The organism is Microthrixaceae bacterium (genome assembly GCA_023957975.1).
Taxonomy (GTDB): domain Bacteria; phylum Actinomycetota; class Acidimicrobiia; order Acidimicrobiales; family Microtrichaceae; genus JAMLGM01.
The window spans coordinates 70270-82438 of record JAMLGM010000003.1; the positions used below are offsets into that span (position 1 = coordinate 70270).

Below are 12169 nucleotides of genomic sequence, written 5' to 3' on the forward strand. Positions count from 1 at the left end.
CTAACCGGCGATCAGCGCGGCCTGCTCGTCGAGGGTGACGAGTACCTCATCGCGGCCGGCCGACGGAACTCGAAAGACACATTCGGTCACCCCGATGTGTTCGAAATGGTCGAGTTTTTCGGGGCTGGGAATCGAACCGAAGGGCACGATCTCCATGTCGTCGGGATTGCGTCCGGCCTCGGTCATCGCCTGGCGGAACGTGGCGATGTTCTCGGTGAGCCCGGCGCCGCCGATCGGGATCCAGCCGTCGCCGTACTCGGCGATGTGCGCAAACAGTTTCGGCCCGGCGCCGCCGCCCAACAGCACGGGCACCTCGGTCTGGGGCTTGGGCCAGGCCCAGCTTTCGGCGAGGTGGGAGTAGGTGCCCTCATAGGCGGCCACCTCGTCGCGCCACAGCGAACGCATCGTCAACATGTGGTCGCGCATGTGTGCCCGACGGGTCCGGTAGTCGACTCCGTGGCTGTTCATCTCGTCTTCGTTCCAGCCGAAGCCCACGCCGAAACAGAATCGTCCGTTCGACAGGTTCTGCAGGGTGGCGATCGCCTTGGCGGTGACGATCGGTTCGCGCTGGGCCGGCAGCATCACGCCGGTGCCGAGGCGAATCGTTGTGGTCAACGCCGCGGCTGCCGCTAGGGCGACGAGTGGATCGAGCGTGCGTTTGTACTCCTCCTTGAGTTCCGCATCTCCCGTCGGCGGAGCCGTCTTGCGGCTGACCGGAATGTGGGTGTGTTCGGGGATGTAGATCGAGTCGAACCCGCGGACCTCAGCCTCGACCGCCAACTCGTGCACCGGCATCGAACGGTCGGTTGCGAACATGGTCACCCCGTAGCGCATGGTCGCAGGCTACCGAAAACTGGACAGGTGTCCAACTCTGTTCACGGGAGCGGTGTTCGGTGATCAGAAAATGTGACGGATCGTCAGAAACCGGCGAAACTGGACCGCACCACGCTGGAAGAACCGCAGCGGTCGTGCATCGAGGAGAGACAGGGACACACATGAGCGGCATCGTCGAAGGAAGAATCGTCATCGTCACCGGCGCGGGGCGCGGACTTGGCCGGGCCCACGCCCTGGCCTTCGCCGCGGAGGGCGCCAAGGTTGTCGTCAACGACATCGGTGCCGAACAAGACGGCAGCGGTGGTTCGCTCTCGCCGGCACAGGAGGTCGTCGACACGATCGCTGCGGCGGGTGGTGAGGCGGTGGTGAACGGCGATGACGTGTCCTCCGACGAGGGAGCGCAGCGACTCATCGACTCCACGATCGAGCGCTTCGGCGGACTCGATGTCGTGTTGAACAATGCTGGCATCGTGCGTGACCGGATGTTCACCAATGCCACCGTGGACGAGTGGGACGCGGTGATGGCGGTGCACCTTCGCGGCCACTTCCTGCCTTCGAAGTATGCGTCGCTCTACTGGAAGAACGAGGCGAAGGAAGGCCGCCAGCGTGCGGCGCGCATCATCAACACCAGCTCCGGCGCCGGGCTGATGGGGTCGATCGCCCAGGCCGCCTACTCGGCGGCCAAGGGTGGCATCGCCTCGCTCACGCTTGTGCAGGCCGCCGAGCTTGGCCGCTACGGCATCACCGCCAACGCGTTGGCGCCGTCGGCTCGCACGCGGATGACCGAGCAGGCCTTCGCCGACATGATGGCCGAGGTCGCCGAGGGTGAATTCGACGCGATGGACCCGGCGAACGTGTCGCCGGCACTCGTGTGGTTGGGATCGGAACAGTCGAGCCACGTCACCGGTCGGATGTTCGAGCTCGAGGGTGGCAAGATCGGCATCGCCCAGGGCTGGATGCACGGCCCGACCATCGATAAGGGCGCGAAGTGGGATCCGGCCGAGGTTGGCGATGCGGTCGACAAGCTGCTCGCTGAGGCGGTCGCTCCGACTCCCGTCTACGGGGCTTGAGCTCGTCCACCTCCACACATTGTGAGCCGCCGGCGAGCCCTGTGCGCCATGATGGGCCGATGAGGTCGACCAGACCATCCCGACGTCGCACCGAATCCGTCGTCGTGTTGGCGCTGGCCGCCTCGTTGTCGCTCGCAGCGTGCAGTGCTGGCGATGACGCGTCAACCGCCGCCGTGTCGGCCGATGGCGCATCGGGCGCATCGGGCGCGTCCGGTGAATCCACCGAGCGTTATGGCGGGCTCGCGATGGTGTACGAGGCTGATGGAGGCGTGCCGCAGTTGTGTGCGTTCGTCAGCGCCGACACACCTCAGCCGTGCACGGGGATCGACCTGATCGACTGGTCGTGGGATCTCGTCGACGACGAACAATCCGACGGCGACCAGACCTGGGGAACCGCTGTCGTCGTCGGCACCTTCGAGGGTGCCGCGCTTCGCGTGAGTAACGCCGGACCTCCGGAATGGGGCTGGAGGTTGCCCTCCACCGGCTCGTCTGCGGTCGGTGCCGATGCCGGTGTCGATGCACGACAGCGGTGTGAGCCGCCGGCCGGAGGGTGGGCGGTCGTCGACTCGGCCAAGGCCTCGACGCTGGCGTGGGAGGCCGCACACGCGTATGTCGAAGCGGCCCCGGACTTCGCCTACTCGTGGACTGAGCCGGCAGCGGTGTCGGCGCCCTTGGACTTCTACGGCTATGAGGCGACCGCAGGTGTGTGGCACATCACGTTCACCGACAACGTGGCGGGGTACGAGACGGTGTTGCGTTCCATGTGGGGTGGCCCCATCTGCGTCACCCGAGCCGACTACTCCAAGGTCGAGTTGGAAACGCTGAGCGAGTCGATCGCGTCCGACGTTCCGGACGCATTCTCCGTGGTCGCCGATGGCGTGTCCGGGACGGTCATCGTGCAGACCTGGTTCGATCGCGGACTGGGTGATGAACTGCGCGGCAAGCACGGCGATGCGATCGTGGTGGACCCGGTGATGGTCCCGCTCGCTACGGACTTCGTCGTGCCCGACGACTTCTACAGGTAGGGATGCCGTGCGGGTCTACGAAAAGCGGCCATCCGGGTTGGCGGTCGGCGACCTTCGCTCGTACGCGGCGACCCATCCGGGCGAGGCGGTATTCGCCGTCGTTCGAACCTTTGTGGGGCTGGCCATGTTCGCGTTCTTCAACACGAGGCTGGGAGTCGTACTGTTCTTTGTCGGCCTGGCGTTGTTGGCATCGACGGTGCCCTTTGTTCGGCGAGTCGCCGACGCGGCGATGATCCGTCCGTGTCTGGTGCTGTCGAACCGGCCGAAATGGGACGGAGTCTCGCGTCGCGTGTGGGAGTTGGATGCCGGTGATGTGGACCTCGTGGCGGTGGCGGGTGCGCTCAGCTCGGCGCTCGACGGTGAACTCGGCGAGTCCATCGCAGCGTTCGAAGAACTCGGAGAGTTCCGCGGCGATGTCCGCAACGCCGTGCTGTCGGCCGAGGCCCACGCGCCGGGTCAGGTCGCGTGGGCCGTCAGCGGCGCCGTCTCGATCATCCCCGGTCGCGAGTCCGACGGCGTGTGGCTTCGCCTCGAACGTGTCGACCACGACAACGACGCCTCAAAGCTGAAGGTCACCGTGGTGTCGAACGAAGGACCGGCGACCGCCGCACTGGCCACAGCCGCGGTCAAAGTCGCCGCTTAACGAGACGAATCCTCCCGCGCCGACCCGGCGCTCAGATACCGAGCGACTTGCCGATGATCTCCTTCATGATCTCGGTCGTGCCACCGTAAATCGTCGTGATCCGTGCATCGAGGTACGAGCGGGCGATCGGGTATTCGAGCATGTAGCCGTATCCACCGTGCAACTGCAGGCAGGTATCCATCGTCCGCTTCTGCAACTCGGTGGTCCACCATTTGGCCTTGGCGGCGTCGACCCCGTCGAGTTCGCCCCTGCTGAGGTCCTCGATGCAACGATCGACGAAGCACTGGGCGATATCGATCTCGGTGCGCAGTTCGGCGAGCTTGAACCGGCTGTTCTGGAAGGTGCCGATCGGCTTGCCGAACGCCGTGCGTTCCTTGACGTAGTCGAGCGTCCATCCGAGCGCTGCCTCCGATGAGGCCAACGCGTAGATCGCGATGTTCATCCGCTCCTGAGCGAGCTTGTCGACCAGATGCAGGAAGCCGTGGCCTTCGATGCCCAGCAGGTTCTCCGCCGGAACCCGCACGTCGTTGAAGAACAACTCGGCGGTGTCTTGCGAGTGCAGACCGATCTTGTCGAGGTTGCGACCGCGTTCGAACCCTTCCATCCCGCGCTCGATCACGAGCAGCGACATGCCCTTGTGTTTCTGGGTCGGGTCGGTCTTGACGGCAGTGATGATGAGATCGGCGTTGATCCCGTTGGTGATGAAGGTCTTCGATCCGTTGACGATGTAGGAGTCGCCGTCGCGAATGGCGGTGGTGGACATCGATGCCAGGTCCGACCCGATGCCCGGTTCGGTCATCGCGATTGCCGTGATGAATTCACCCGAGCAGATGCCAGGCAACCAGCGCTGCTTCTGCTCCTCGGTGCCGAGGGTGCGGAAATACGGCACACAGATGTCGTTGTGCAACGTCAGGCCGATTCCCGAACCATTGAACCCGGCGTAGGCCAGTTCCTCGCCGAGGGCCATGTTGTAGAGGAAGTCGGTCGCCCCGCCGCCGCCGTACTCCTCTTCGACGTCCATGCCCAAGAAGCCGTTCGCGCCCGCCTTGGTGAACAGCTCTCGAGGGGTGATGCCGGCAAGCTCCCATTCTTCGTAGTAAGGGGCGATCTCGCGCTCGGCGAACTGGCGAATCGCCTCGCGGAACAGGTCGTGTTCTTCGGTGAAGAGTGTTCGGCGCACGAGGTGGCTCCAGGGGGTCGTGGCGATCCTTCGGGATCGTGGTTCTCGCGTACTGCGGCACAGATTCTTCTCCGTGGCTGTCGAAATTGCGAAGTCGAAGGCTCCCTCATCTCTGACGCTGGCAAACTGGATCGCCGACCGAGCGCCAGGAGACCATGTGCCCGATCTCAAACCGACCACTCCGGAAGCGCTGCTCAGCGAGGTCGAACGCTTCATCGCGGACGAGGTCGTTCCGCTCGAAGTTCAAGAGGGTGGCAATCTGCACCACGCCTCGGAGGAGTTCCGGCGCAGTCTCCAAGCGGCGGCGCGCGCACGCGGCCTGCTGGCCCCCCACGTGTCGAGGGAATTCGGCGGTCATGGCCTCGGACTCGTCGAGCGGGCACCGGTGTTCGAGGCGGCCGGCTACTCGTTGTTCGGGCCGTTGGCCATCAACATCGCGGCCCCCGACGAGGGCAACATGCACCTGTTGGAAATGGTCGCGACCGAGGAGCAGAAGCAGGTCTATCTTGTGCCGCTGGCCGCCGGAGAAATCCGCTCGGCGTTTGCGATGACCGAACCTGCGCCGGGTGCCGGCTCGGACCCGTCGATGCTGCGTACCTCGGCAGTCCCGGTGAACGGTGGATGGCGCATCGACGGGCACAAGTGGTTCATCACCGGCGCGACCGGCGCATCGTTCTTCATCTGCATGGCGCGCACGGGTGATTCGGGATCGGCCGCCACGATGTTCCTCGTCGACGCGGACCATCCAGGCGTGCGGGTCAAGCGCAGCATCGACACCCTCGACGAAGGGATGATCGGCGGTCACGGCGAGGTGGTCTTCGACAACTGCGTCGTCGGCGAGGCGGCCGTATTGGGGGAGGTGGACGCCGGCTTTCGCTATGCGCAGGTTCGACTGGGGCCGGCGCGGCTCACCCACTGCATGCGTTGGCTGGGAATCGCCACTCGAAGTCACCACATCGCGCTCGACCGGGCGCTCGACCGCATGGCGTTCGGCAAACATCTGTCCGAACTCGGGATGATTCAGCAGATGATCGCCGACAACGAGATCGACATCGCCGCCACACGGGCGATCACGAAAATGGCGAGCGAGGTGATCGATACCGGGGCGAAGGGCTCGGCCGAGACGTCGATGGCCAAGACGTTCAGCGCGGAAGCGATCAATCGGGTGGTCGATCGAAGCCTGCAGATCTGTGGGTCCCTCGGAGTGTCGCGGGACGTCTTGTTGAGCCGTTACTACCAGGAGGTGCGGCCGTTTCGAATCTACGACGGACCTTCGGAAACCCACCGGTGGTCGATCGCCAAGCGGGCGTTTCGCGCCGCTGAGGCGCGACGATCGTAGAGCTGCGCCGCCGGAACCAACGCAGCGAACAAGACAAGGAGCGAACGTGGAAGTCGAACGGCCTCAGGAGCGCAACGTGATGGGTGGAGTGCTCGAACCGTGCGGAACCGACCCCGTCACGGGGTTTTACCGCGACGGATGTTGCAGCACCGGGCCCGAGGATCTGGGAAGCCACACGCTGTGCGCGGTGATGACCGAGGAGTTTCTGATGCACCAGCGAAGCATCGGCAACGACCTGTCGACCCCGATGCCGCAGTATCGCTTTCCCGGGCTCAAGCCCGGCGATCGCTGGTGCGTGACCGCGCGCAACTGGTTGCGAGCGCATCTCGACGGCAAAGCCGCTCCGATCGTGTTGGCTTCCACCCACGAACGAGCGCTCGACATCGTGCCGCTCGAGGTGCTGGTGACGTATCGAATCGATGTGCCCGACACCCTCGAAGGGTTCGACTGACGGCGCGGTTCCTGAGCCCTCGACCCTACGGCTGTCAGGCGACGCCAACGAGCGATTCGCCGCGTGAATACAACGAGAACGCGATGGTGGCCAGAACTGCGCACATGACGCCGACGATGCCGAACAGCCAGCCGGACCCAAGCTCGGCGTAGACCCACGGTGCAACCGAACTGAGCAGTCCCGCTCCGGCGAGACCGAATGCGGAGGTCAGGCCTTGACCGTTGCCGATCCGATCGGGAGGACACGCCTGCACCATCGCCTTCTGCGCCGAGGGGTTGGCCGTGGCCTGCACCACCGATTCGACCATGGCGACGAGGGCGACCGCCCAGTACGACCCGACGAGGCCGTACAGGATCACGATCGGCACGAGCATCGCGAGGGTCCGCTTCGCGACGGGGATCGCCCCGTCGCGGTCGACGAGGCGCCCGCCGAACCCCGCGAGGAGCGCGAGCGGCACGCCGTAGAGCGTCAGCGATGCTCCGACGAAGGTGGTCGACGCCCCCAGGTCGGTGAGGTAGCGCGACCAAAGGGCCTCGTACACGCCGACGGGGAGATACATGGCGAGGCCCAGCAGCGCCGCGCCGAGGACCTTGGGCCGAGACAGCAGATCGAGGCCGCTGAGCTTCCACATTGGCAACGGGGTAGGACGGGTTTTCGCCTCAACGTCGGCGTGCCGGGTCAAGAGAAACACCAGCGCAAGACCTTGTATCGCCGCGAGTACGAAGAAGGGCGTCGAGAGGCTGCCCAGCTTGAACAACAACACGGCGATGGTCGGGCCGAAGACGAACCCGGTCGTCTCCGCCGCCACCATCATGCCGAGGTTCTGCCCGGCGCGGGTGGTCGACAGCCGGGCGACACTCGACCGGCCGGCGGCCAGGAACATGCCGACGCCGAGTCCGCACAGCCCCCGGGCGGCGATGAACTGCCACAGCTCGGTGGCGACGCCGAACCAGGCGGTCGATATCGCGCCGATCGCGAGGCCCACGATCATCATCCGGCGCGCGTGGCCTTTGTCGGCGTAATGGGCGAGGCCGAGCGCACTGAACAGCGAGGTGGCGAACAGCGCCGATGAGATCAGGCCGAGTTGACCGGTCGAGATGCCGTGGGTGTCCTGGATCTCGGCGATGAGCCCGAAGATCGTTCCATTGCCGGCCTGCATGGCCACGGTCACGGCGAGCACGATCCACAGGGTTGTTCGTTGCTCGGTGTCCACGGCGGGCAACGCTACCCCGAGACGCGAGGCGGCCCTCCCGAATAACCCGGGAGGGCCGCGTCGGATGGGCAGCGAGGCCGAGGCGTCGCTGCGCTACGGCTGTGTCAGGAGAGGCGCTCGACGATCATGGCCATGCCTTGACCGCCACCGACACACATCGACTCCATGCCGAACTGCTTGTCGGACACCTGAAGGTTGTGGATGAGGGTGCCCATGATGCGGGCGCCGGTCATGCCGAAGGGGTGGCCGATGGCGATGGCGCCGCCGCGGGTGTTGAGCTTGTCCCAGCTGATGCCGAGGTGCTTCGCGGAGGGAACCACCTGTGCGGCGAACGCCTCGTTGATCTCGACGAGGTCGATGTCGTCGATGGTCATGTTGGCGCGGCCGAGGGCCTGACGGCAGGCCTCGATCGGGCCGAGGCCCATGATCTCCGGGTTGAGCCCCGACACACCGGAGCTCACGATGCGGGCGAGCGGGGTGAGGCCGAGTTCCTTGGCCTTGGTGTCGCTCATGACGAGCACCGCTGCTGCACCGTCGTTGAGCGGGCAGGCGTTGCCGGCGGTGACCGAACCACCCGGGCGAAACACCGGGTTGAGCCCCGCGAGCTTCTCGACGGTGGTGCCGGGCCGGATTCCGTCGTCCTGGCTGACGACGGTGCCGTCGGCGAGGGTGACCGGGGAGATCTCGTCGGCCCAGTAGCCGTTCTCGAGCGATTCGGTGGCACGTTGTTGTGAGAGTGCGGCGAACTCGTCCTGGTCCTGGCGGGACACGTTTTCGTATTCAGCGACGTTCTCGGCGGTCTCGCCCATGGCGAGGTAGACGTCGGGGAGGCCGACGGGTGCGGTCCAGGCGCCCTGGTCGCCAGCGGTGCGGGCCTGGGTGCGGTCCATGGCGGCGTCGAACAACGGGTTCTTCGGGCCGCCGTCGGCCATTCCGCTCATGAACTGCGAGACGGTCTCGACGCCGGCGGCGAGGAAGATGTCGCCCTCGCCTGCCTTGATGGCGTGGCCGGCGTTGCGGATCGCCTGCAGCGACGACGAGCAGTAGCGGTTGATGGTCACGCCGGGCACGTCGGGCATGTCGGCGAGGATGGCGACGACGCGGGCGAGGTTGTAACCGGACATGCCGGCGGGCTGACCACATCCGAGGAGGAGATCCTCGACCTGGTTGCGGTCGACCGAGGGAACCTTGTCGAACAGTGCGTTGATGACCCCTGCGGTGAGGTCGTCGGGGCGCACCGTGTTGAGCGATCCCTTGGCGGCCCGACCGATGGGGGTACGAGCGGTGGCGACGATGACTGCTTCTGGCATGAACGTGATCTCCCGTGGGAACCGTGTGATGGTGGAAAAAGGTTACTCGTCGGTAACTTCAGCGGCGAACCCTGAGGGCCGCCGTGCGGCGTGGTCGGATTCGCGAAGCGCTCGCAGCTCAGGGGAAGAAACGGCTGACGGTGTCGACGATGCACGAGGGTTTCGCTGCACCGTCGACGCTGATCGTGATGCGCACGACCACCTGGATTCCCTCGCCGATCTGTTCCGCCGACAGGATCTCGCCGGTCGCCGAGATCGTCGCCCCGGCCGGCACGGGTGCAGGGAACCGCACCTTGTCGACCCCGACGTTGACCCCCATGGAGAAGTTCTCGACCGTGAGCAACTCGGGCAGGAAGAGGTTGGCGAGCGACAGCGTGAGATAGCCGTGGGCGATCGGGCCGCCGAAGGGGCTCTCGGCGTTCGCCCGTTCGACGTCCACGTGGATCCACTGATGGTCCCCGGTCGCCTCGGCGAACTGGTTGATGCGGTCCTGCTCGACGCTCACCGCGTCGGTCGGGCCGAGTTGGTCGCCGACGTGATCGAGCAGGTCGGCAGGGGTGGCGAGTCGAAGCGTCATTGCGAGGAATCCTTGGACACGAGTTGGTTGGTCGATTCTTGGAGTTCGGTCACGCACTCTGCGCTCAATTGATCGGCGCGCGAGCGGAGTTGGCCCGAATTATCGGAGCTTCCGGTGGTCGCGGTGCTGAACGACGGGTCGCGATACATCTGGCGAAGCAATTCGGAATCGTCCTTCACCGCGTCGTAGGTGCAGCCGAGGAACTCGTCGACCACGGTGCGCAGATCGTCGGGGTCGACGTCGTCGAGGCTCGCTCCCTCGGCCAGGTCGGAACCGAGGGTGGTGCGCATCTCCGCGATGAACGCGTCGCGCGACGGTTCCGATGAGCCGCACCCGCTCGCAGCACCGACAGCGACGAGCGCGGCGAACGCGGACACCGCGAGCATGCGGCGAGCCGTTCGACGGCTCTCGGATCGGGGTCGAGGGGGGAGGTGGATCACGACCGTCAGGCTAGGCGTGCTGGGACGATACGGCGACGACCTCGCCGGTCATGTAGGTCGTGTAGTCGCTGGCCAACATGACCATGACGTTCGCGATTTCCCAGGGCTCTGCGGCCCGGCCGAAGGCCTCGCGGGCTTCGAGTTCCTCGAGCAGACCGTCGGGAGTGACCTTGGCGAGAAACGGGTGCATGGCGAGCGACGGCGACACGGCGTTGACCCGCACGTTGTGCTTGGCGGCTTCCATCGCCGAACAGCGGGTCAGTGCCATCACACCGGCCTTGGCCGCGGCGTAGTGGGCCTGCAGTTCTTGCGCTCGCCAGCCCAGTACCGACGCGTTGTTCACCACGACACCGGCGTTGCGTTCGTACATGTGGGGCAGCACGGCGCGCATGCACCGAAACGTGCCGGTGAGGGTGACGTCGAGGACGACGTTCCACTGATCGTCGGTCATCTCGACGAGCGGGGCGTTACCACCCAAACCTGCGTTGTTCATCCACACGTCGATGTGGCCGAGTTGTTCGATACCCGCAGCGACGAGCGCTTGCACCTGTTCCTCGTCGGTCACGTTGCAGAGTTGGGTGAACGGACGGCGACCGGTTTCGACCTCGATGCGATCGGCGGCCTCGGCGAGGCGCCGTTCGTGCAGGTCGCTGATGAGGACCGTCGCGCCTTCCTCGGTGCAGCGCTTCGCGAGGGAGAACCCGATGCCGGTGCCGGCGGCCGCGGTGACCACCACGGTCTTGTCGGTGAGGAGGCCTCGTGCGGGTGGGTAATCGGGAACGGGTGCGGCCATGGGGATTCCTCCGGCGGGTGCGGTTGTGTGGCGGGTCGTGAGACGGTCGAGAACGGAAGCGGACTGTGCGCAGACGTCGTGCGTTTAGCGGGGTTCGCGCGGTAGGCCCAACGCCCGCTCGCCGATGACGTTGCGCTGTACCTGGTTCGAGCCGCCGTAGATCGTGTCGGATCGCGTGAACATGAACAGGCGATGCAGCGCCTCGAGGGGTTCGTGGCTGTCGTAGCTGTCGTTGATGATCATGGCCTCGGAGCCCATCGCGTCCATCGCCACCTCGCCCATGTCTCGGTGCAGCGAGGCCCAGAACAACTTGGTGATCATCGCCTCGCGGCCCAGTTGGCTTTCGGCGAGCGACAACGTGCGCACGGCGTTCGCTCGCATGATGCGGACCCGGATCCACAGCGAGGTGATCGCATCGCGCAGATTGGGGTCCTCGAGGCGGCCGTTGGCCTTCGCTGCGTCGATGATCTCGGTGAGCTCGCGCTGGAAGGCCATCTGCTGGCCGAGCGTGAGCACGCCGCGCTCAAACGCCAGGGTGCCCATTGCCACCTTCCAGCCGTCGCCGATGCCGCCGACGATGTTGGAGGCATCGGTGCGAACGTCGTCGAAGAACACCTCGTTGAATTCGGCGGTGCCGGTGATCTGGCGGATCGGGCGGACCTCGATGCCCTCGGCGGTCATCGGCACCAGGAGATAGACGAGCCCGGCATGGCGCTGGCTACCCTCCTCGGAGCGGGCGATGACAAAACACCAGTCCGACCACTGGGCGAGTGAGGTCCACACCTTTTGGCCGTTGATGACCCACTGGCCGTCGACGAGGCGAGCGGTCGTCTTGATGTTGGCGAGGTCGCTTCCGGCGTTGGGTTCGGAGTAGCCCTGGCACCAGTACTCGGTGCCGCCGACGATGCCGGGGAGGAACTGCGCCTTTTGTTCCTCGCTTGCGAAGTGGATGAGCGTCGGGCCGAGGAGGCCCTCGCCGATGAGCCCGGCGCGCCCCGGTCCTCCCGCTCGTGCGTATTCCTCGTGGAAAATGACTTCCTGGCTGATCGGGAGCCCGCGGCCGCCGTACTGGGTTGGCCACCCGACACAGGTCCAACGGGCCGAGGCGAGGTGGCGTTCCCACTCCATCCGCTCCTGGACAAACATGTGCTCATCGCCGGGGCCGCCCCGGAACCGGAGCTTGGCGAAGTCGCCGGTCAGGTTCTCGTGCATCCAGGTGCGGATCTCGTCACGGAACTCGGAGTCTGCTGTCGAATCGCCAACCAACATGGGTCGAATCGTATCTGACGAGGTG

Annotated in this window: 13 protein-coding genes; 5 read left to right on the forward strand and 8 right to left on the reverse strand. The window is 65.7% G+C overall.

Annotated elements, in window-relative coordinates; all coding sequences use genetic code 11:
* On the reverse strand, window positions 1-834 hold the full coding sequence (locus M9952_05255; GenBank protein ID MCO5312329.1) for a TIGR03619 family F420-dependent LLM class oxidoreductase: 834 nt from the start codon (window positions 832-834) through the stop codon (window positions 1-3).
* Window positions 835-995: 161 nt separating this feature from the next.
* Here M9952_05255 and M9952_05260 point away from each other — a divergent pair, with 161 nt between their 5' ends.
* From M9952_05260 to M9952_05270, 3 genes are read left to right on the forward strand one after another with little or no spacing between them, the layout of a single operon-like run.
* Entirely contained in the window at window positions 996-1904 is a 909-nt protein-coding gene (locus tag M9952_05260; protein MCO5312330.1) for an SDR family oxidoreductase, read from the forward strand.
* A gap of 59 nt (window positions 1905-1963) precedes the next feature.
* Window positions 1964-2929 carry a hypothetical protein gene (locus M9952_05265; GenBank protein MCO5312331.1) on the forward strand — a complete coding sequence of 322 codons (966 nt, stop codon included), beginning with the start codon at window positions 1964-1966 and terminating at the stop codon, window positions 2927-2929.
* A gap of 7 nt (window positions 2930-2936) precedes the next feature.
* Window positions 2937-3572: a hypothetical protein gene (locus M9952_05270; GenBank protein MCO5312332.1), complete on the forward strand. Its 636-nt coding sequence runs from the start codon at window positions 2937-2939 to the stop codon at window positions 3570-3572.
* 31 nt (window positions 3573-3603) lie between these two features.
* Here M9952_05270 and M9952_05275 read toward each other — a convergent pair whose 3' ends face one another.
* Window positions 3604-4752 carry an acyl-CoA dehydrogenase family protein gene (locus M9952_05275; GenBank protein MCO5312333.1) on the reverse strand — a complete coding sequence of 383 codons (1149 nt, stop codon included), beginning with the start codon at window positions 4750-4752 and terminating at the stop codon, window positions 3604-3606.
* 157 nt (window positions 4753-4909) lie between these two features.
* Here M9952_05275 and M9952_05280 point away from each other — a divergent pair, with 157 nt between their 5' ends.
* A complete protein-coding gene (locus tag M9952_05280; protein ID MCO5312334.1) occupies window positions 4910-6091 on the forward strand; it encodes an acyl-CoA dehydrogenase family protein in 1182 nt (393 codons plus the stop codon).
* A 46-nt stretch (window positions 6092-6137) separates the two neighbouring features.
* Window positions 6138-6542 (forward strand): DUF2237 domain-containing protein, encoded by a 405-nt coding sequence (locus M9952_05285; protein ID MCO5312335.1) that lies wholly within the window; start codon window positions 6138-6140, stop codon window positions 6540-6542.
* A gap of 34 nt (window positions 6543-6576) precedes the next feature.
* Here the strand turns inward: M9952_05285 and M9952_05290 are convergent, their stop codons facing one another.
* From M9952_05290 to M9952_05315, 6 genes are all read right to left on the reverse strand, one after another.
* Window positions 6577-7755, reverse strand: a complete 1179-nt coding sequence (locus tag M9952_05290) for an MFS transporter (protein MCO5312336.1) — start codon at window positions 7753-7755, stop codon at window positions 6577-6579.
* Between the two features lie 104 nt (window positions 7756-7859).
* Window positions 7860-9065: an acetyl-CoA C-acetyltransferase gene (locus M9952_05295; GenBank protein ID MCO5312337.1), complete on the reverse strand. Its 1206-nt coding sequence runs from the start codon at window positions 9063-9065 to the stop codon at window positions 7860-7862.
* A 118-nt stretch (window positions 9066-9183) separates the two neighbouring features.
* Window positions 9184-9642 carry a MaoC family dehydratase gene (locus M9952_05300; GenBank protein ID MCO5312338.1) on the reverse strand — a complete coding sequence of 153 codons (459 nt, stop codon included), beginning with the start codon at window positions 9640-9642 and terminating at the stop codon, window positions 9184-9186.
* Window positions 9639-10028 (reverse strand): hypothetical protein, encoded by a 390-nt coding sequence (locus tag M9952_05305; protein ID MCO5312339.1) that lies wholly within the window; start codon window positions 10026-10028, stop codon window positions 9639-9641. The genes M9952_05300 and M9952_05305 overlap by 4 nt, the downstream gene beginning before the upstream one ends.
* 64 nt (window positions 10029-10092) lie before the next feature.
* Window positions 10093-10875 carry an SDR family oxidoreductase gene (locus tag M9952_05310; protein MCO5312340.1) on the reverse strand — a complete coding sequence of 261 codons (783 nt, stop codon included), beginning with the start codon at window positions 10873-10875 and terminating at the stop codon, window positions 10093-10095.
* Between the two features lie 84 nt (window positions 10876-10959).
* On the reverse strand, window positions 10960-12144 hold the full coding sequence (locus tag M9952_05315; protein ID MCO5312341.1) for an acyl-CoA dehydrogenase family protein: 1185 nt from the start codon (window positions 12142-12144) through the stop codon (window positions 10960-10962).
* Between the last annotated feature and the right edge of the window lie 25 nt (window positions 12145-12169).

Bases quoted from the DNA above. Each gene is read 5' to 3' on its own strand.
- M9952_05255 (MCO5312329.1), bottom strand. From the start codon at position 834: ATGCGCTACGGGGTGACCATGTTCGCAACCGACCGTTCGATGCCGGTG.
- M9952_05260 (MCO5312330.1), top strand. From the start codon at position 996: ATGAGCGGCATCGTCGAAGGAAGAATCGTCATCGTCACCGGCGCGGGG.
- M9952_05265 (MCO5312331.1), top strand. From the start codon at position 1,964: ATGAGGTCGACCAGACCATCCCGACGTCGCACCGAATCCGTCGTCGTG.
- M9952_05295 (MCO5312337.1), bottom strand. From the start codon at position 9,065: ATGCCAGAAGCAGTCATCGTCGCCACCGCTCGTACCCCCATCGGTCGG.
- M9952_05300 (MCO5312338.1), bottom strand. From the start codon at position 9,642: ATGACGCTTCGACTCGCCACCCCTGCCGACCTGCTCGATCACGTCGGC.
- M9952_05305 (MCO5312339.1), bottom strand. From the start codon at position 10,028: ATGCTCGCGGTGTCCGCGTTCGCCGCGCTCGTCGCTGTCGGTGCTGCG.
- M9952_05310 (MCO5312340.1), bottom strand. From the start codon at position 10,875: ATGGCCGCACCCGTTCCCGATTACCCACCCGCACGAGGCCTCCTCACC.
- M9952_05315 (MCO5312341.1), bottom strand. From the start codon at position 12,144: ATGTTGGTTGGCGATTCGACAGCAGACTCCGAGTTCCGTGACGAGATC.